General features: G+C 70.3%; 14 protein-coding genes. 3 read left to right on the top strand and 11 right to left on the bottom strand.

Translation table 11 applies throughout. The features are described 5' to 3' along the window. The first annotated feature begins 22 nt into the window (after window positions 1–22). Complete coding sequence (locus AOM45_RS30700) at window positions 23–1888, top strand: S9 family peptidase (protein ID WP_030466550.1); 1866 nt, start codon at window positions 23–25, stop codon at window positions 1886–1888. Here AOM45_RS30700 and AOM45_RS30695 read toward each other — a convergent pair. The 4 genes from AOM45_RS30695 to AOM45_RS30680 all read right to left on the bottom strand — a co-directional run bounded on the left by AOM45_RS30695 (window position 1873) and on the right by AOM45_RS30680 (window position 5631). Further along, on the bottom strand, window positions 1873–2913 hold the full coding sequence (locus AOM45_RS30695) for a DUF6236 family protein (protein ID WP_030466549.1): 1041 nt from the start codon (window positions 2911–2913) through the stop codon (window positions 1873–1875). The two genes, AOM45_RS30700 and AOM45_RS30695, sit on opposite strands and share 16 nt — an antisense overlap. An 18-nt stretch (window positions 2914–2931) precedes the next feature. After that, window positions 2932–4296, bottom strand: coding sequence for an FAD-dependent oxidoreductase (locus AOM45_RS30690; protein WP_030466548.1), 1365 nt, complete (start codon window positions 4294–4296; stop codon window positions 2932–2934). Between the two features lie 65 nt (window positions 4297–4361). After that, a complete protein-coding gene (locus AOM45_RS30685) occupies window positions 4362–5018 on the bottom strand; it encodes an RES family NAD+ phosphorylase (RefSeq protein WP_030466547.1) in 657 nt (218 codons plus the stop codon). 28 nt (window positions 5019–5046) lie between these two features. Continuing rightward, window positions 5047–5631: a hypothetical protein gene (locus AOM45_RS30680; RefSeq protein ID WP_030466546.1), complete on the bottom strand. Its 585-nt coding sequence runs from the start codon at window positions 5629–5631 to the stop codon at window positions 5047–5049. A 156-nt stretch (window positions 5632–5787) separates the two neighbouring features. Between AOM45_RS30680 and AOM45_RS30675 the strand changes: the two genes are divergently transcribed. Continuing rightward, on the top strand, window positions 5788–6957 hold the full coding sequence (locus AOM45_RS30675) for a glycosyltransferase 87 family protein (RefSeq protein ID WP_051782997.1): 1170 nt from the start codon (window positions 5788–5790) through the stop codon (window positions 6955–6957). Here AOM45_RS30675 and AOM45_RS30670 read toward each other — a convergent pair. Then, window positions 6899–7480 (bottom strand): HdeD family acid-resistance protein, encoded by a 582-nt coding sequence (locus tag AOM45_RS30670; protein WP_201780093.1) that lies wholly within the window; start codon window positions 7478–7480, stop codon window positions 6899–6901. The genes AOM45_RS30675 and AOM45_RS30670 overlap by 59 nt on opposite strands. A gap of 17 nt (window positions 7481–7497) precedes the next feature. On the opposite strand from AOM45_RS30670, the gene AOM45_RS30665 reads away from it, so the two are divergent. Then, a complete protein-coding gene (locus AOM45_RS30665; protein ID WP_030466543.1) occupies window positions 7498–8022 on the top strand; it encodes a hypothetical protein in 525 nt (174 codons plus the stop codon). On the opposite strand, the gene AOM45_RS30660 is transcribed toward AOM45_RS30665, so the two are convergent. The 6 genes from AOM45_RS30660 to AOM45_RS30620 are packed head-to-tail and all read right to left on the bottom strand — an operon-like array spanning window position 8019 to window position 16133. Next, entirely contained in the window at window positions 8019–8906 is an 888-nt protein-coding gene (locus tag AOM45_RS30660) for a hypothetical protein (protein ID WP_030466542.1), read from the bottom strand. The two genes, AOM45_RS30665 and AOM45_RS30660, sit on opposite strands and share 4 nt — an antisense overlap. A gap of 39 nt (window positions 8907–8945) precedes the next feature. Then, window positions 8946–9869: an immunity 49 family protein gene (locus AOM45_RS30655; protein WP_162185625.1), complete on the bottom strand. Its 924-nt coding sequence runs from the start codon at window positions 9867–9869 to the stop codon at window positions 8946–8948. A gap of 19 nt (window positions 9870–9888) precedes the next feature. Further along, on the bottom strand, window positions 9889–10347 hold the full coding sequence (locus AOM45_RS51200; protein ID WP_030466540.1) for a DUF8616 domain-containing protein: 459 nt from the start codon (window positions 10345–10347) through the stop codon (window positions 9889–9891). Further along, window positions 10326–11186: an immunity 49 family protein gene (locus AOM45_RS30645; protein WP_030466539.1), complete on the bottom strand. Its 861-nt coding sequence runs from the start codon at window positions 11184–11186 to the stop codon at window positions 10326–10328. Before AOM45_RS30645 ends, AOM45_RS51200 begins: the two co-directional genes overlap by 22 nt. A gap of 7 nt (window positions 11187–11193) precedes the next feature. Then, complete coding sequence (locus AOM45_RS53585) at window positions 11194–15828, bottom strand: DUF8616 domain-containing protein (RefSeq protein WP_156093697.1); 4635 nt, start codon at window positions 15826–15828, stop codon at window positions 11194–11196. Beyond that, window positions 15828–16133 carry a type VII secretion target gene (locus tag AOM45_RS30620; protein ID WP_030466537.1) on the bottom strand — a complete coding sequence of 102 codons (306 nt, stop codon included), beginning with the start codon at window positions 16131–16133 and terminating at the stop codon, window positions 15828–15830. The genes AOM45_RS53585 and AOM45_RS30620 overlap by 1 nt, the downstream gene beginning before the upstream one ends. Window positions 16134–16154 lie beyond the last annotated feature (21 nt).

Below are 16154 nucleotides of genomic sequence, written 5' to 3'. Positions count from 1 at the left end.
AAGTTCTGTTAGCGTCCTGCCCGTGCGCCCAGAAGACCTGCAGCTGCTCACCACGCCCGGCACCGTCGCCGTGACCGGAGACCTGGTGCTGGTCAGCATCACCACGCCTGATCTCGAAGCGAACACGTACCGGGGCGGCCTGCACCGGGTGTTCCCGGACGGCACGACAACGCCGTGGACACACGGTGATCGTGACAATGCGCAACGCATTTCTCCCGACGGCCGGCTGGTCGCGTTTCTGCGTGTGAGCGGAAAGTCGAAGCCGCAGCTCTTCGTCGTTCCGGTGGACGGTGGCGAGCCCCGCAAGCTGACCGACCTCCCGCTCGGCGCGGGTGCGCCGGTGTGGTCGCCGGACTCGTCCCGGATCGCCTTCGTGGCCCGAGTGCCCGAGCACGGCCGCTACGGCACGACCGACGACGGCCCCGAGGCCGAGGCGCCGCGCCGCATCACGCGCCTCGACTACCGCGTCGACGACGTCGGCTTCCTCTCCGACCGCCGCCCGCGTCTGCACGTCGTGGACCTGGACGGTGAGGTCTCCGAGCTGACCGACGGCTCGCACGACGTCTCCGACCCGGCGTGGATCGACGACTCGACGCTGGTGTTCGTGGCGCCGCGCGATCTCGGCGTGGTCGAGACGCTGCACTGCGACCTGTACGAGGTGCCGCTCGCCGGCGGCGAGGTCTCGCTGCGCGTGCGCGGTGCCGGCGAGATCTCGATGCCGTTCGTCGCCGGCTCCTCGCTGTACTGGCTGGGCACGGAGTTCACCGGCATCGACGCGGTGGCGCGCAACCAGGGCCTGTGGAAGGCGCCGCTCGACGGTTCCGCGGAGCCCGTGCGGCTCACGGATGAAGAAACCGTTGACGTGGAACGACTTTCCGGCCAGCCCGTGGCCGACGCCGAGGGCGTGCTGCTCGTCGTGCGCAACCGCGGCGCGCTGGAGCTGCAGCGGATCCCGTTCGACGGAGGCCCCGGCGAGGTGCTCGCGGGTGCCGAGGCGGCGGTGCGCTCCTTCGCCACGGACGGTTCGACGCTCGTCGCCGTGGTGTCCACTCCGGACAGCCCCGGCCAGGTCGAGTTCGTCGGAACCGGTGTGCGCACGGCCTTCGCGTCGGTGCCGTCGGCGCGCCGGGTCGTGGAGATCACGGGCTCGGCCTCGGACGGCTACCCGGTGCACGGCTGGCTGGTGCTGCCGGACGGCGACGGCCCGCACCCGGTCGTCCTGGCGGTGCACGGCGGCCCGTTCATGTACCACAGCTGGGGTTTCTTCGACGAGGCCCAGGTCTACGCCACCGCGGGCTACGCCGTCGTGCTGCCGAACCCGCGTGGTTCCGCGGGCTACGGCCAGTCCCACGGCCAGGCGGTGATCGGCAAGTTCGGCTCCGTGGACGTGGACGACGTGCTGTCCCTCTTGGACGTCGCGCTGGCCCGCCCGGACTGCGACGCCGAACGCGTCGGCGTGATGGGCGGCTCCTACGGCGGCTTCATGACGTCGTGGCTGTCCGCGCACCACGGCGAGCGCTTCAAGGCGGCGTGGAGCGAGCGCGCGGTGAACACGTGGGACTCCTTCACCGGCTCGTCGGACATCGGCTACTTCTTCGCCGACGCCTACTGCGGCACCGACCCCGAGGCGCAGCGGGCGATGTCGCCGCTGACCTACGCCGAGAAGATCAACCTGCCGTTCGCGGTCGTGCACTCGGAGCAGGACTGGCGCTGCCCGCTCGAACAGGCCCAGCGCATGTTCGTGGCGCTCAAGCGGCGCGGCGTCGAGGCGGAGATGCTGATCTTCCCCGGCGAGGGGCACGAGCTGACCAGGTCGGGGCAGCCGAGGCACCGCAGGCAGCGCTTCGACGCGGTACTGGAGTGGTGGGGCCGCTACCTCAAGAGCTGACCAGCTCGGAACAGCCAGCCAACCGGTGACTCGCGCACCGCGTCCGCCTTCAACTGAACGCGGACGCGGCGCGGCATCAACTTGACTGAGCGGAGCTTGTCCTCGAGGTCGGCGAGCTCGCTGCGCACCAGCTCGTTCAGCGCGACGCTGATGTGCAGGTCTGCGGTCGCCTCGGCCCTCAGTTCCGTGAAGCGGTGACCGACGTGGGCGCGGAAGCGGCGGAAGTCGCTGAAGAAGGTCTCGCGAAGCTCCAGGAGCTGCTCGACGGGTACGTCGGCAAGTCCTTCGGGCACCACGGTCCGCACCGCGGCGGTCATGAACCGGTGTGTGGCGTCGCGACGCTCAGGGCGTGGCGGTGTGCCGAGCAGCGCGTCCGCGATGCGGTCGATGTCCCACTCCAACATCGCGTTGTGGGGCTGTTCCTGGTCGGTCACGGGATGCAGCGATTCGCGATGTGCCAGGTGGTTCACCAGGTGGCACATGTAGACGTTTGCGAGTTGCGGGTGCATCCCGACCCAGCTGCCGTTCTCGCTCTTGTGGCGCAGGCCGAGGCCGCTGTCCACGATCGCGCTGATCACGGGCGTGCTTAGCTTCTCGTAGTGGAGGTAGGTGAGCCGCGCGTCGCTGCTTCGACCTGCTGCCGGTGTGCCGTTCTGGAGGGGCCACTGGTCGCGGTGCTCGATGCCGAAACGGTCACGGAGTTCCTCCGCTCGAGACTCGACCATCGCGAAGAATCGCCGGTGTCTGTGAGCGGTGTGGTGCGGTTCCAGATCGGTGAGCACACCGGCGCGGACGAAGGCTGCGGCGACCGGGGAATCAGCGGTCTGAAATCCCGCAGGCACCACGCGGGTGATCGCGGGCCAGTACAACGACGCGTACTTCAACCACGTGTCGTCGCGGATGTGGATGTACGGGTAGTACAGCGCGATCGACGAAGTTCGTGTCCGCAGGTCGTTCAGAACCACGTTGTGGCCCTGCACGACGTTGCCCAGCACGGTGCCGTTGATCTCGTTGTGCGACGTCACGTCAGCATTGTGCAGGCATTAGGAGCTGACCAGCTCGGCGTTGACGGTCCGCAGCAGCTCCTCCCGCGGCGGACCGCACGGCGTGCGGGTCAGCCCCGCCCAGATCCGTTCGATGCGGTCGTGCAGGTCGCTGTCGGTGTCGAAGACCGGCACCCGGTCGAGCAGCCCGACGCGGCCAACGGTCCGGCGCAGCACGTGGTCGTCGTGCGGCGCCGCGGCCAGCGCCGCCCCGAAGGCGAACAGCGGGTAGCAGCCGTCGCGGTGGCCGATGTCGACCGGCGCGCCGCTCCACGCGAGTGTGCGCGCCGCGTCGGTCTCCAGGGCGAACGTGTGGCGTTCGCGGGCTTCCGGGCCCACGTCGGCGAGGTAGGCCTCCGTGAGGTCCGCCGGTGACGTGTGCGCGGCGCTGGCGCGGCCCAGGGCCTGGGCGTGCACCAGGGAGAACGACAGTCCGTAGGCGAACGCGGGATCGGTGTGGCACAACGCGTCGCCCACCGGCACGAGTCCTGGCACGCCTGGTCCGGTGGTGCGGTCGATGTTGGACAGACCGCCCATCGGCATGACGTCGGTGATGGGCACGGCGTGGTCCGGTGAGGTCATCACGTCGAGAGGCGTGATGGTTCTGGCCGCCGCCATCCACGCGCGGTTGTCCCGCAGGATCCGCAGGTCGTGGTCCGCGGACGGCACCAGCATGATCACCGCGAAGGTCCGGTTGTCGCCGCGGAACGTGTTGAACCCCATGTACCCGAGGTCGCCGCGCGGGTTGAGCAGCCACGGGCCCGTCACGTGTTCGGCGCCGGGGACGAGCGCGAAGTAGCGGCAGTAGTAGATGGCGCCGCACTCGCTGGGCAGAGCCGAGGCACGCGGCCAGCCGGGCGGGCAGCGGTACCGGCCGAGCGCGTCGACCACGACGTCCGCGCAGATCTCCTCGCCGTTGTCGAGGTGGAACCCGCTCGCGCCGGGGACCAGGCAGGCGATCTGCCTGCCGGAGACCAGTCGCACGCCGGGTTCGGCTGCGGCCGCGCGCCGCAGCGCCCACTCGATCACCGGACGGCGCACCCAGAGGTAGACCAGGTCCTCGTCGCCCGGTTCCCGCGGCCCCGACAGCTTGGCGGCCACGTCCTGTTCCTCCGCGCCGGCGTCGAGCAGCGTGGCGATGACGTCCGGTGCGAGCTCGCGCAGCACCTTGCGGCCGCGCGGCAGGAAGGTGTGCGGCTGCTGGAAGTGCGGGATGCCCTTGCGCACCACGTCGAACGCGTCCGCCGGCTGGCCCTGCGCCGTGACGTGGTCGCGCTCGACCACGACCGCGGAGTGCCCGGCACGCGCCACCGCCAGGCCGGCGGCCAGCCCGGCGACACCACCCCCGGCGATCGCGAACCGCATCCGTTCAGGCTAGGCACGCGTCCGTTCGGCGCACAGGGCCATCAGTCCCGAGTGGACCGGCGACGTCACCCGAGCAGCGTGTAGTTGAGCTCCTCGCACACCCGCGCCAGCGGCAGGTCCAACCCGGGGTGATCGAGCGGCAACAGCACGTCCGGAGCGGCCGGGAGACCCGAGGCGCCCGGCGGGTCCCACAGGCAGATGGCCGGGTCGCCGGAGTCCATGGACGAGCGGTACCAGAGGCCGTCCAGCTCCGGATAAGCCGCCCGGATCGCCCGTGACCACGCCTGCGTCACCAGCTTGGGGCCCGTGGAGATCTCCTGCGAGGCGCCGACTCGGGTGGGCCACAGGCCGCCCAGGTCCAGCAGGCGCAGCGTCCGGCGGGGGCGCAGCACCACGAGGAACGGGCTGCGGGTGCGGCGGTCGACGATCGACGTGGCCTGGAAGACCTCGGCGATGGACGTGCGCACGGACAGTCCGAAGTAGAGGACGCCGTTCTCGTGGTCCTGCACCGGGCTGCCGTCGTCGGCGGGTTGTTGCGCGTCGAAGCGGGCGTGGGGGAGCGGGCCGGTGTAGCGGAACGTGTTCCAGCGCTGCGGGTGGGAGCCCTTCGCCGTGAACACGCGCACCAGGCGGGTGGCCCGGTGCACCGCCACCACGTCCTCGGTGCGGCGCAGGTGTGCCTGGAGCACGGCAGGGGCAGGCGGCTGCGGAAGCCGTGACATTCGGGTCCTGTCGGGTGTTCGGAAGCGCTCAGGCGGGGGTGCCGAGCACGGAGGCCAGGTCGGCGACGCGGCGCGGGTCTCCTCCTGCGAGGAGCCAGTCGCGCGGCGTCGCGGGCTCGCCGTCGACGCGGAGGTCCTCCTGGAGAGTGGTCATGAACGCGGCGACGACCAGCGCCGGTTGGTCTGACGGGATCTCCGCCAGCACGGTTTCCAGGCCCGGCAGCACGCCGCTGCCCGCGAACTGCCACGCGGGCAGCCGCCAGCTGCCCCTGTCCTTCCAGCCCACGAGCCTGCCGACGCCGAGCCGGTGCCGGATGCGGCTCGTGTCGACCTGCAACTGACGCGCGGCCTCGGCGACGGTCAGCGCCGAGTCGCGCAGCACGGCGTGCGCCACGACCGTGCGGGTGCGTGGACGGGCGTCGCCGGGGCCCGCCGGGGACAGGTCGAGACCCACGTCGGCGAGCGCCGCCTGCTGGTCGGGGGTGAAGTAGGTGGCCGGCTCCGGGTGTGGCGGGGCGAGCCTGCGTGCCGCGTCGGACACGAGGTCGAGGAACTCGTCGGGGCTCACCTGCAGGCCGGCCTTGGCCAGCACTGTTTCCAGCGCGGGACTCATGCGCACAGAATATCCCGTGCGTGCGCATCTGTGCGCCCTACGAACGGCTTAAGAGGGAATGTTCGACGGTGTGCGTCCACGCGACGACGCTACGTGAGATCCGCTGGTTCAGGCCGGTGAATTGGGCCTCATCTGGCACATCGATACCATTCCCCGATGCAGCTGGACCGCTCCGCCAAGCGGGTCGTGGTGGCGTGGGCCGCCGTCATGGTCGCCACGCTGGCCTACGTGATGCTCCGCCCGCCGGGGTGGTCGCTCGACCTGCGCGTCTACCGCAACGGCGGTGCGGCGTTCCTGCGGGACCTGCCCCTCTACGTCGAGGGCTTCGCCAAACCGCTCGGCGGTCCCGACCTGCCCTTCACCTACCCGCCGATCGCCGCGGTGATCTTCAGCGTGCTGGCGCTGGTGCCGCTGGTCGTCGCGATCCTCGTGGTGGCGGCGGCTAACCTCGCCGCCTTGACGACGTTGTGCCTGATCGCGGCGTCGCGCGTGCTGGGCTGGGGGCCCGAGGCCGTGAAGTGGGGCCTGGGCGCGGCCGCGGTGTCGTCGATCTTCGACCCGCTGCGCGAGACGTTGTGGTTCGGCCAGATCAACCTGCTGCTCGGTGTGCTGGTGATGGCCGACTGCCTGCTCGAACGCACCCGCTGGTGGCCGCGCGGCGCGCTGATCGGACTGGCCGCCGCGATCAAGCTGACGCCGGCGTTCTTCGCGTTGTTCTTCGTGGCGCGTCGGCAGTGGAAGCCCGTGTTCGTGTCCATCGGCTCGTTCTTCTTCTTCGTGCTGTTGGGGTTCCTCATCTCGTTCGGCGACGCTCGCGAGTACTGGACGCACGCGCTGTTGGACCCAAGCAGGGTCGGACGCCTGACCTACGCCTCGAACCAGGCCATTCGCGGCACGTTGGCGCGCTTCGGCCTGGAGAACGGGCCGCAGGTCGCCGTGTGGGTCGTGCTGGCGCTTCTGGTCGTGGCGACGGTGTGGTGGTTGGCGTCGCGTCTGGGCGAGGTCGAGGCCTTCTTCGTCGTGGCGGTCGGCGGTCTGTTGATCTCACCCGTGTCGTGGGGGCACCACTGGGTGTGGATCGCGCCTGCGCTCGTGTTGCTGTCACGGCCCGCGTTGCGCCGTCACTGGGCGCCGTGGGTGGTCGTGGCGGTGTTCGCGATCGGCCCGCACTGGCTGTTCCCGCGCGACAACGACGTCGAGCAGCACTGGCAGTGGTGGCAGCAGGTGATCGGCAACCTCTACGTGTTCGTCGGGGTCGCCGTGCTGGTCACGCTTGCGGTACGCGTGGTGCGAGAACGCCGCCGAGCTGCTTCAACCGCAGGCTGAACAGCACCAGCACCACTCCCCACAGGATCGCGAAGACGCCGATGGTGATCACGAACGCCATCGCGCCCGCGGCCGGGTTGACCACGAGGATGATGCCGAGCAGCACCGTCAGCGCTCCGGTGACGACGTAGAACCACTCGTTGGTCATCACCTTGCGCAGGCGGATGGCGTCGACGATCTGCAGCGCACCCGTGACGAGTGCCCACGCGGCGATGAGGAGCAGCAGCGCGGTCGCCGTGATGCCCGGCCAGAACAGTGCGATCAAGCCTGTGACCAGGCCCAGCACGCCGATCAGGCCGAGTGCCCAGCGTGCGGGCCACTCCTTGTGGGTGAGGGTCAGGTACAGCATCATCGCGCCGTCGAAGAACGCGTAGGCACCCCAGAGGATGATCAGCGCCAGCAGGGTGAGGCCGGGCCAGATCAGAGCGGCCAGGCCGAACAGGACAGCGAACACTCCGCGCACCGTGAAGAGCCACCACCGTTGCATGTCGAGGATGTTCTCCACTGTTGGTGCGGTCGGCAACCTGAGACCCTCGTCCGGTGCTGATCCGAGTGGCTGACTGGGAGCGGATTCGTGCCGGAAAGATCACGCTGCAGTACCGGCGGTGGAAGCGGCCGACGGTGCGGGCCGGCGGGACCTTGCGGACGTCGCAGGGCGTGCTGGCGATCGACGCCGTGGACATCGTCTCGAGGGTGACGCGGGCGGAGGCGAACGCGGCGGGATATCCGACCGTCAAGGCACTCATGTCCTCATTGGACGGACGTGAGGGTGCGCTGCACCGCATCAGCCTGCACTTCGCCGGTGAGGATCCGCGTGCCGAGCTGCGCTCGTCGTCCGATGTGGACGGACTGGAGCTGGGAGGGATGGCGGTGGCGATGCTGCGGTTGATCGCGGCGAACCCCGGTGTGAGGGCGCAGGACCTCGCCTCGAGCGTGGGTCGCGAGAAGGCGTCGTTCAAGGCGAGTGTCCGCAGGCTCAAGGCGAAAGGGCTCACCGAGTCGCTGCGGGTGGGGTATCGCCTCTCCCCGCGGGGAGAGGCGTACCTGCGTTCTCTCGGTGACTAACCCTGGCCAGTGATGATCGACACCGCGCGGTCCTGCGTCTGCTCGGTGACCTCGCCGACCTGGAAACCGCGCGCGGCCGCGTGCGCCACGAGCTCGGGCTCCGGCGGGAGGCCGTACTTGCGCAGGTAGTGCGGCACGGCGCCGGCCCAGATCCAGGTGCCGTCGGTGCGGAAGTTGAGCGGCACGTCCTGCTCGCCGCTCTGCGAGAACTCGTCGAGGTCGTAGCTGCGCGCTGCCAGCACCACCGGCGCCGACTCGAGGTACGCGAGCAGGTTGTCGACCAGCTGCGGGTCGATCGGCTGACGGTTGACGATGATGCGGCCGTCGTCGTTCTTGCCGTCGTACACCCGCGCCGTCCGCAGCTCACCCGGCTGCTGCTGGGCCTGCTGGTCCTGCGGCGGGACCTGGTACTCCTGCTGCGGTTCGGGCTCCGGCGCCGGTAGCGGCGGCAGGCCGACGCGCTGACGCCACCAGTCCGGGATCAGCCTGTCCGGCCGGGGGAACGTCTGCAGCTCATCGCGGAAACCGATGGGCGGCGGCTGGTTGCGCCAGCGCGGCTCGTCCTCGGCGTTGAAGTCGACGGTGAACGCGGCCGGCGCCTCGATCTCGTACAGCGCGTTCAGCCACGTGCCGCGGTCCGGGTGGTACATGCCCGCACGCAACTGACCGAACATCTGCACGACGTCCATCGGCGGCCGCACCGGACGCAGCTGCCCGTCCGGGCCGGCGAACGCGAGATCGACCTCGATGTGCCGTCCCGCCGCGCGGTACTCGGCCCGGATGCGCTGCCAGCCCTGCGGTACGGCCGGCAGCATGGCACGGCCGATCTGCCGCACCAGCTGCTGCTGATCCTGCTCGCTCAGCGGTGTCGCCGGCTGGCTCATGTGGTCCTCGCCCCTCTTCCCCGTGAAAGCCCGCTGATCTTATCGGGCCACCGCCACGCGCGCGGGACAGTCACACATCCCGTGCCGTTCGCAACACCCCGAGGAGTGTCGCCAGCGGTTCGACCAGGTGGCGTTCACCAGATCTTCGGGCAGGTAGTGGGACTCGACCTCGATCGGAAAACCGTTGTCGCGACCGCGGATCGCCATGGCGAGAACCGGCAGCGCGACGAAGCCGGCGGGGTCGTCGGCGAGCTCCGCCTGACTCCAGTAATCGCGGTGGGCGGTGGTCGCCTGCGTCAACGCCTCGGTGAACTGCGCTGCCGTTCCGCGAAGAATGCGGTACAGCATGTTCACCGGCGGGTACGCGGCCAGCAGCATGTATTCGCGGCTCGCGTAAATCGCGTTTTCCGGATCGCTCAGGTCGATCACCGATTCGAGCAGCGCCGGCGAGACCGGTTCACCGCTCAGAAACCGTTGCAGCGTCTCGATCCACGGGTGGAGGTAGTCCTCCACCTTCGCTCCGCTGCCGCGCAACGTGTACTTGCCGGTGGAGCACAGTTCCTGGATCCGCTCCTCGCTGCGGGTGATCACGGCGAGCCAGGCCGCGGTCATCCAGTCGACCGGGGTCGCGTGCCAGTTGGGACCGACCACCGGCAGCGTCACGGTCTGCTCGCCGAGCTGGTACTCGACCGTCTCGTCGCGCTTGGAGGTGCGGGCGAACACCGAGTTCGCCACCTGCGAGGCGAACACGGCGGCGCGCCACGTCTCCTCCCGGCCCGCGGTGGGGTCGAGCACCGTCAGGTACTGGAAGCGCATGATCGCGCTGCCGCGCACCGAGCTGAGGGCGTCTTCGTCACCGTCGGCGACGACGTCCTCCATCGCCGACTCGATCAGCAGCTGGAGGGCGTCCACCTGCTTGCGGGCGAAGTCCACGTCGGCTGCGTGCCTGGGAACGGTCTCCATCGCGTTGTTGATCCTCACCTCAGTGGCAGACGCGGCTTGTAATCGTGCCCTCGTGCGGACGGTAATTCCAGCCGGTGAGCTCGTGCTGAGCGCCCTTTTCGTTCGTTTGCGCGCGCATTTCGACATAGTTGAGCCGGCCGTCCTTCTTCGCCTTTCGCAGTTCCTCGGCGAGAAGTTGGTGCGTCTCCCACTCGCCGTCGGGCCGGATTTCGGGGTCGCTGGTGAAGACGCGTCCGTTGGCGTCGGTCCAGGCCGGCTTGGTGGGGGCGAGGACCGCGGCGTCGAGGTGCTTGGACAGCTGCTTGGCGAAGTCGTTGCCGGCGGCGTCGCACCCGATCAGCCGGACGGGCTTGCTGCCGTCGTAGCCCGCGCGACGCCCCTCTCCCCGTGCAAACCTCGCTGATCTTGTCGGGCGTCCGCCGCCGGCGCGGGCCGGTCGCGCGGTTCGGGGTGCCGTCAGAGTCCTTCGCGAGTCCACGAGCCGTTGTACAGGTACTGGGGCAGGTACTCCGAGCTGACCTCGATCGGGATGCCGGCGTCGTGCGCCACGCTCGTCAGCCCGAGCGGGCCGATCGCGACGTACCCGTTCGGGGACTCCTCGTTGTCCTCTGTGGACCAGAACTCCTTGTACAGCTCCAGCGCTTCCGCGAGCGACTGGTTGAACTGCTCCTCGCGGCCGGCGTTGATGATGTTGTGGAACATGTTCAGCTGCGGGAACGCGACGACACGCACGTGCTCGCGGTGCACAGGGTCGACCTCGTCCGGGGCGGTCGCCTTGAGCGCGGCGTTCAGGGCCTCGTGCACGCCGTGCTGCTGGAGGTTGAACTTCTGGAACATGTCGACCATGAGGAAGACGTACTCGGGCTCCTCGCTGCCGGACGCGCGCAGGACGTCCAGCGGCACCTCGCTGAGCAGCTGCGTCTTCGCGACGTCCCTGGCGACGGCCGCCAGGTAGTTCGCGGTGAGCCAGGTACCACCGGACGCGAAGTACACGGGACCGGTCGCGGTGAGCGGGATCTGCTTGCCCTGCAACGTGATCTCGACAGTCGTGCCCTCTTCGGCCGCGGCCACGGCGAAGATCGCGGCGCCGACGTCCGCGGCGAAGCACAGGCTGTCCCAGGTGTCGCCGTTGCTGCCCTTCGGATCGATCGCACACCGGTGGCCGAAGTGGCTGAGCGCGTCCATCATCAACCCGCTCAGCGCCGTGGTCCGGCTGTTCGGAAGAGCGTCGACCGTCTCCTCGATCCGCCGTTCGATCTTCGCCAGTGACCGGGCTGACCAGTCCGGATCGACCTCGTGTCGGCTGATCTCGACCACTTGGTGCTCACTCCTCGGGTTTCGACTGCCACTTCATCTTGAAGTGCTTCGTCTCGTAGCCGTCGTAGACGTCCACACGTCCGTCCGGGTACTTGTCGGCGTACCCGTGCTCGCGCTTGTACGCGTCGAGCTGCTCGGGCGTCAGGTTCTTGACGTCGTCCGCGTGGTAGGTCTGCAGGTAGTCATCGACGCCCATCTCCTTGACCTTGGCCTGCGTCACAACGTACTCGACGCCGGGGTGGTTCGGGTCGTTGGCGGCGAGGCGCAGGCGCTCACCCAGCTCGTTCTCCTTCAGGTACGCGGCCTTGAGGTCGTCGACGGCCTTGTCCACGTCCGTCTTGCTCATGCCCTGTGCCTCGAGCTCGGCGCGCATCTTCTTCTCGGCCTTGGGAGTGAGCTCGCGGTTCTCCATCTCCTTGGCGATCTTGTCGAAGTAGGTGTCGTGACCCTGCTTGACGAGGACGTTGTCGCCGTTGAGCGCGTTGCCCAGGCCGGCGCTCGGGCCCTTCGCCTCGACCACGACGAGCCTGCCGTCGGAGGTCTCCCACACCTGGTCGAACCGGCCGCTGCCGGGCAGGCCCGGGTCGAGGCGGGTGGGCGGCGGAGGACCGGGGTAGATCTCGGGCGTCGAGTGCATGCCCGCCCGGTCGCCGAGCTCCTCGCCGAGCTTGGTGAGACGCGCCTGGGCGGCCTTCTCCTCCGGCGAACCCTCGTCGGCGTCCTTCTGCTTCTGGTTCTCCGACCGGCGTTCGTCGACGAGGTCCTGGTTCTCCCGCTTCAGCTCCGGGTCGACGTCGTCGCCGCGGGAGCTGTCGACCTTGCCCTTGTGGTAGTCCGGCGGGATCGGCGTCTGGTCCTCGGACAGCACGTACTGGTCGCCCTGCTTGCGCACGGGCGGGACCGGATCGCCGTTGGCGTCCGTGATGTCCTGGTCCTTGCGCTTGACCCGCCCTTCCGAGTCCGGCTTGTCGTAGTACTTGTCGCGGTACTGCGGATCGTTGACCTTCTCCTCCATCGACGCCTTGGGCTGTCGCGTCTCGATGTCCACGGGCTCGGGATCGATGTGACGGCCGCTGCCGCGGTCCTTGGCGTCGCTCGGGTCGAGATCCTTGTCCTTGTCGTGGGTACCGGGAGCGAACCCGTCGTCGCCGGCCTTGGTCGTGCTGCCGTCCGGGTGGTGGGTCTCCCACTCGCCGTTCGGCGGGATCCTCGGCTCGCGGGTGCCGTCCGGCCGGATGTCGGCGTCGGTCGTGAAGACGCGGCCGTTGGCGTCGGTCCAGGCCGGCTTGGTCGGCGCGAGGACCGGTGCGTCGAGGTGCTTGGACAGCTGCTTGGCGAAGTCGTTGCTGGCCGCGTCACACCCGATCAGGCGAACCGGCCTGCTGCCGTCGTACCCGGCGCGCCGCAACATGTCCGCGTACTCGGCCGGCGTGTAGTCGTGCCCGCCGATGCGAGCCCTGCCGTCCGGGGTGATGTGGACGTCCGCGGTGAAGTAGCGCGGGTCGTTGGGCACTCGGTGGGGAAGGTCGCCCATGTCGGTGTCGCCACCGTGGTGGCTCACGCCGGCCGGGGTGGTCTCGGCGTGACGCTGGTGCGCCTCGTCGGGGGACGGACGGTCCGCGGGAGGAGCGTCCTGGTCGTGGTTGTTCGGGCTGTCGCCGTCGTGGGACTTGTCGGGCGCGTTGTCGTGCGGCTTGTCGGCGTCCGGGCCGTGGTGCGGCGCGTCGGCGTCGGGGCGGTGGGGCGCGTCCGGGCTGTGGGGCGCATTGGGGCTGTGCGGTGCGTCCGGCCGGTGCGGTGCGTCGGGCCGGTGCGGGGTCACGCTCTCCGGGCGGGTCGTGTCCGGGGCTCGGTGCGGGGCCTCGGCCGTGCCGGTGCCGCGGGGGCGGGCGCCGTCCGGGCTGGTGGGGCTGTTCGGACGGGAGCCGTCCGGTCGCGAGCTGTCGGGCCGTGAGCCGTCGGGACGGTTGCCTGGGCCGCTGCCGTCCGGGCGGGACGGGGAGTCGGGCCGGTGGGGCGCGTCGGGACGGTTCGGGGCGTCGGGACGGTTCGGGCCACCGTGGGGTGCGTCGGGGCGGTGGGGAGCGTCCGGGCGGGACGGCGCGTTGGGGCCACCGTGCGGCGCGTTGGGTCGGGAGGGCGCGTTCGGGCCGCCGTGCGGCGAGTTTGGTGCGTGCGGTGCGTTAGGGCCACCGTGCGGCGCGTTGGGCGTGTTGGGTCCGTGTGGGGTGTTCGGCGCGTCAGGCCGTGACGGGGCGGACGGACCGCTGTGCGGTGTGTCGGGACGCGAGGGTGTGTTCGGCGCGTGGGGCGCGTCGGCACGTGACGGTGCGGTCCCGCCGTGGGGTGCGTCCGGCCGTGCGGGGGCATCCGGTCGGGAGGGACCGTTGGGGCCGCCGTGCGGTGCGTCGGGTCGCGAGGGCGCGCTGGGACCGTTGTGCGGGGCATCCGGTCGGGAGGGACCGTTGGGGCCGCCGTGGGGCGCGTCGGGGCGTGAGGGCGCGGTTGGGCTGGAAGGGGCGCCCTGCGGGGCGTTCGGGCGCGACGGGGCCTGCGGGGCGTCCGTGCGGGCCGACGGTGCCGAGGGGGTGTTGGGGCTGTGCGGTGCGTTCGGAGCCGATGAGGGCGACGACTGCGGGCGCATCGGAGCGTCGGTGCGCGGTGCTGACGGGGCTCCCGATGACGGGGCGTGCGGGGCTCCTGTGGAGGGCGCGCCCATCGACGGGGCGTGTGGAGCGCCTGCCGGGGGCATGTTCGGGGCGTGCGGGACCGCTGCGGACGGCGTGGTCGCGCGGCTGGGCGGGGTTGCGTCTGGGCGGCCGGCCGACGGGGAGCCTGTAGACGGGCTGCCTGTGGACGGGCCGTGTGGCGCGCCGGGGGAAGGGGCGTGCGGGGCTCCGCCCGACGGCATCCCGCCGCCCGGCAGTCCGCCTGACGGTGCGCCGCCGGAAGGCATTCCGCTAGAGGGCATGCCGCTGGAAGGCATGCCGGTCGACGGCGAGGACGGCATCGACGGGGTTGGCGACGGGGATTGCATCGGGCGGGCGGGGGCGTCTGCTCGGGAGGCCGACGTCGAGAGGTCTGGGGAGCGTGGGGGTGGGGCGCTGGAGCCCAGGTCGCCTCGGCTGCCGGGAGTGCCGGTCCAGCCCTGGCCGCCGGTGGTCGGGCGGGCGGCGGGGGACGAGGGGGCGTTGCCGCCCGCGTTCGGGGAGCTGCCGCCCACCGGGCCCGACTGGGTGGGCGTGGGGGACGGGGAGCTGTCGGGGGTTCGGGAAGGGGCCGTTGGGACGTCCGGCCTGGACGGGGCCTCTGGTGGTGCCACGGACGACTGGACCGTCTGGCCCGTGTTGCGGGGCGCGGTCGGAGTGTCGGGGGCGGAGGACGTGTGCGCGGGCGACGGGGAGCTGTCCGGGGTTCGGGACGGGGACGAGCCGTTGTCCGGTGTGCGGGAGGAGCTGTCCGGCGTGCGGGACGGGGTGTCGGGGGACGAGCTGTCCGGGGTTCGCGACGGGGTATCCGGGGTCGGCGAGCTGTCGGGAGTCCGCGACGGCGACGAGGAGGACGACGGCGATGAGCTGTCCGGGGTGCGCGAAGGTGAAGGCGCGTCCGGGGACGACGAAGGGGACGACGTCGACGGCGACGAAGAAGACGGCGAGGACGGCGAGGAGTCCGGAGAGGACGATGGGGAAGAAGGCGAGCTGTCCGGAGAGGACGGTGAACTGTCCGGAGAGGACGAAGACGACGAAGGTGAACCGTGCCCGCCCGAAGGCGAGAGGTCAGGAGCGTCGGTGCGGTGGAACAGGCCGCCGGGCTTGATGGACTTCGTGGAGATCACGTCGAGACCGGTCACCTTGCCGACCAGCTTGCCGACGACCTTCATGATCTTCGTGAAGATCTCGACCAGACGGCCCAGCAGCGGCGAGACCTTCTTGATGGTCTTGATGAGCTTCTGAATCAGCTCACCGATGCGCGTGGCCCACTTCGAGATCGCCGTCACGGCCTGCGCCACGATCACCGGCGTGCCGAAGCCCAGCGTGAACACGGCCTCCAGCACCCACGTGATCAGCTTCGCGACCAGGTCCGCGATCAGGTCGCGCACCATCTCGCGCACGAACCCGACGACCATGCCCATCACGCCGACGACCGTGCCCACCGAACCCGCGGTGGACGCCGCGCCGGACAACGCGTCCAGCTGCTCGCCCGCGGCCTTGCGGTAGGCGTCGCCCGCCGCGCCCGTCCACTCCGCCGTGCCGTCGACGGCGGCCTTGTAGTCGCCCGCGATCTTCCCGAGCTCCTGCGAGACGTTGTTCCACGTCGTGGAGTACGACTGGATCACCGGCGGGTCACCCGCCAGCCAGTCCAGCGCCTCCTTCAACGGCTGCATGTGCTCCATCAGGAACGACGCCGCGGACGACAGCAGCGTGCCGAACGGGTCGATCGCCATCGACGCCGCGTCGGCCACCAGACCGACGACGCCGAGCCCGCCCTCGATCCAGCTGCCCTCGGAGATGCCCTTGTAGGCGTCCACCGCGGAGTCGGCGATCGAGAAACCCGTCGCCCAGCCGTTGTCACCGGTGCCGGCGTTGAAGAAACCTGAGGGTTCCGCGGGAGCCTTGGCCACCAGCGGGTTCGGCGTCGACATCAGAAGCCCTTCATGGTCTGAGCGATCTGGTCCTCGACGGCCTGGTAGTGCTTCGCGGTCTCGGTGACCTTCTTGGCGGTGGCGTCCATCGCCTCGGCGACGCCCTTCAGCGCGTTCAGCCCCCAGTTCTCAACGGGGTCGAGCAGCATGCGGAACGGCTGGCAGATGATCCCGTACGCGTCGGTCGGCATCGACACGGTGTTGGCCGCGTCCACTGCTCCCTGCAATCGCCCGTGCAGGCCCTCCAAGGCCTTGGCGTGCGCTTCCAGCACGTCCGACGTGACGTGGAAACCACCGGAAGTCATCGAACCCCCTCAAGTTCGAGC

The organism is Lentzea aerocolonigenes (genome assembly GCF_000974445.1).
In the GTDB taxonomy this organism is placed as follows: Bacteria; Actinomycetota; Actinomycetes; order Mycobacteriales; family Pseudonocardiaceae; genus Lentzea; species Lentzea aerocolonigenes.
This window is presented reverse-complemented; position numbering and strand designations above follow the sequence as displayed.

Bases quoted from the DNA above. Each gene is read 5' to 3' on its own strand.
- AOM45_RS30675 (WP_051782997.1), top strand. From the start codon at position 5,788: ATGCAGCTGGACCGCTCCGCCAAGCGGGTCGTGGTGGCGTGGGCCGCC.
- AOM45_RS30620 (WP_030466537.1), bottom strand. From the start codon at position 16,133: ATGACTTCCGGTGGTTTCCACGTCACGTCGGACGTGCTGGAAGCGCAC.
- AOM45_RS30680 (WP_030466546.1), bottom strand. From the start codon at position 5,631: ATGAGTCCCGCGCTGGAAACAGTGCTGGCCAAGGCCGGCCTGCAGGTG.
- AOM45_RS30660 (WP_030466542.1), bottom strand. From the start codon at position 8,906: ATGAGCCAGCCGGCGACACCGCTGAGCGAGCAGGATCAGCAGCAGCTG.
- AOM45_RS30655 (WP_162185625.1), bottom strand. From the start codon at position 9,869: ATGGAGACCGTTCCCAGGCACGCAGCCGACGTGGACTTCGCCCGCAAG.
- AOM45_RS30685 (WP_030466547.1), bottom strand. From the start codon at position 5,018: ATGTCACGGCTTCCGCAGCCGCCTGCCCCTGCCGTGCTCCAGGCACAC.
- AOM45_RS30690 (WP_030466548.1), bottom strand. From the start codon at position 4,296: ATGCGGTTCGCGATCGCCGGGGGTGGTGTCGCCGGGCTGGCCGCCGGC.
- AOM45_RS53585 (WP_156093697.1), bottom strand. From the start codon at position 15,828: ATGTCGACGCCGAACCCGCTGGTGGCCAAGGCTCCCGCGGAACCCTCA.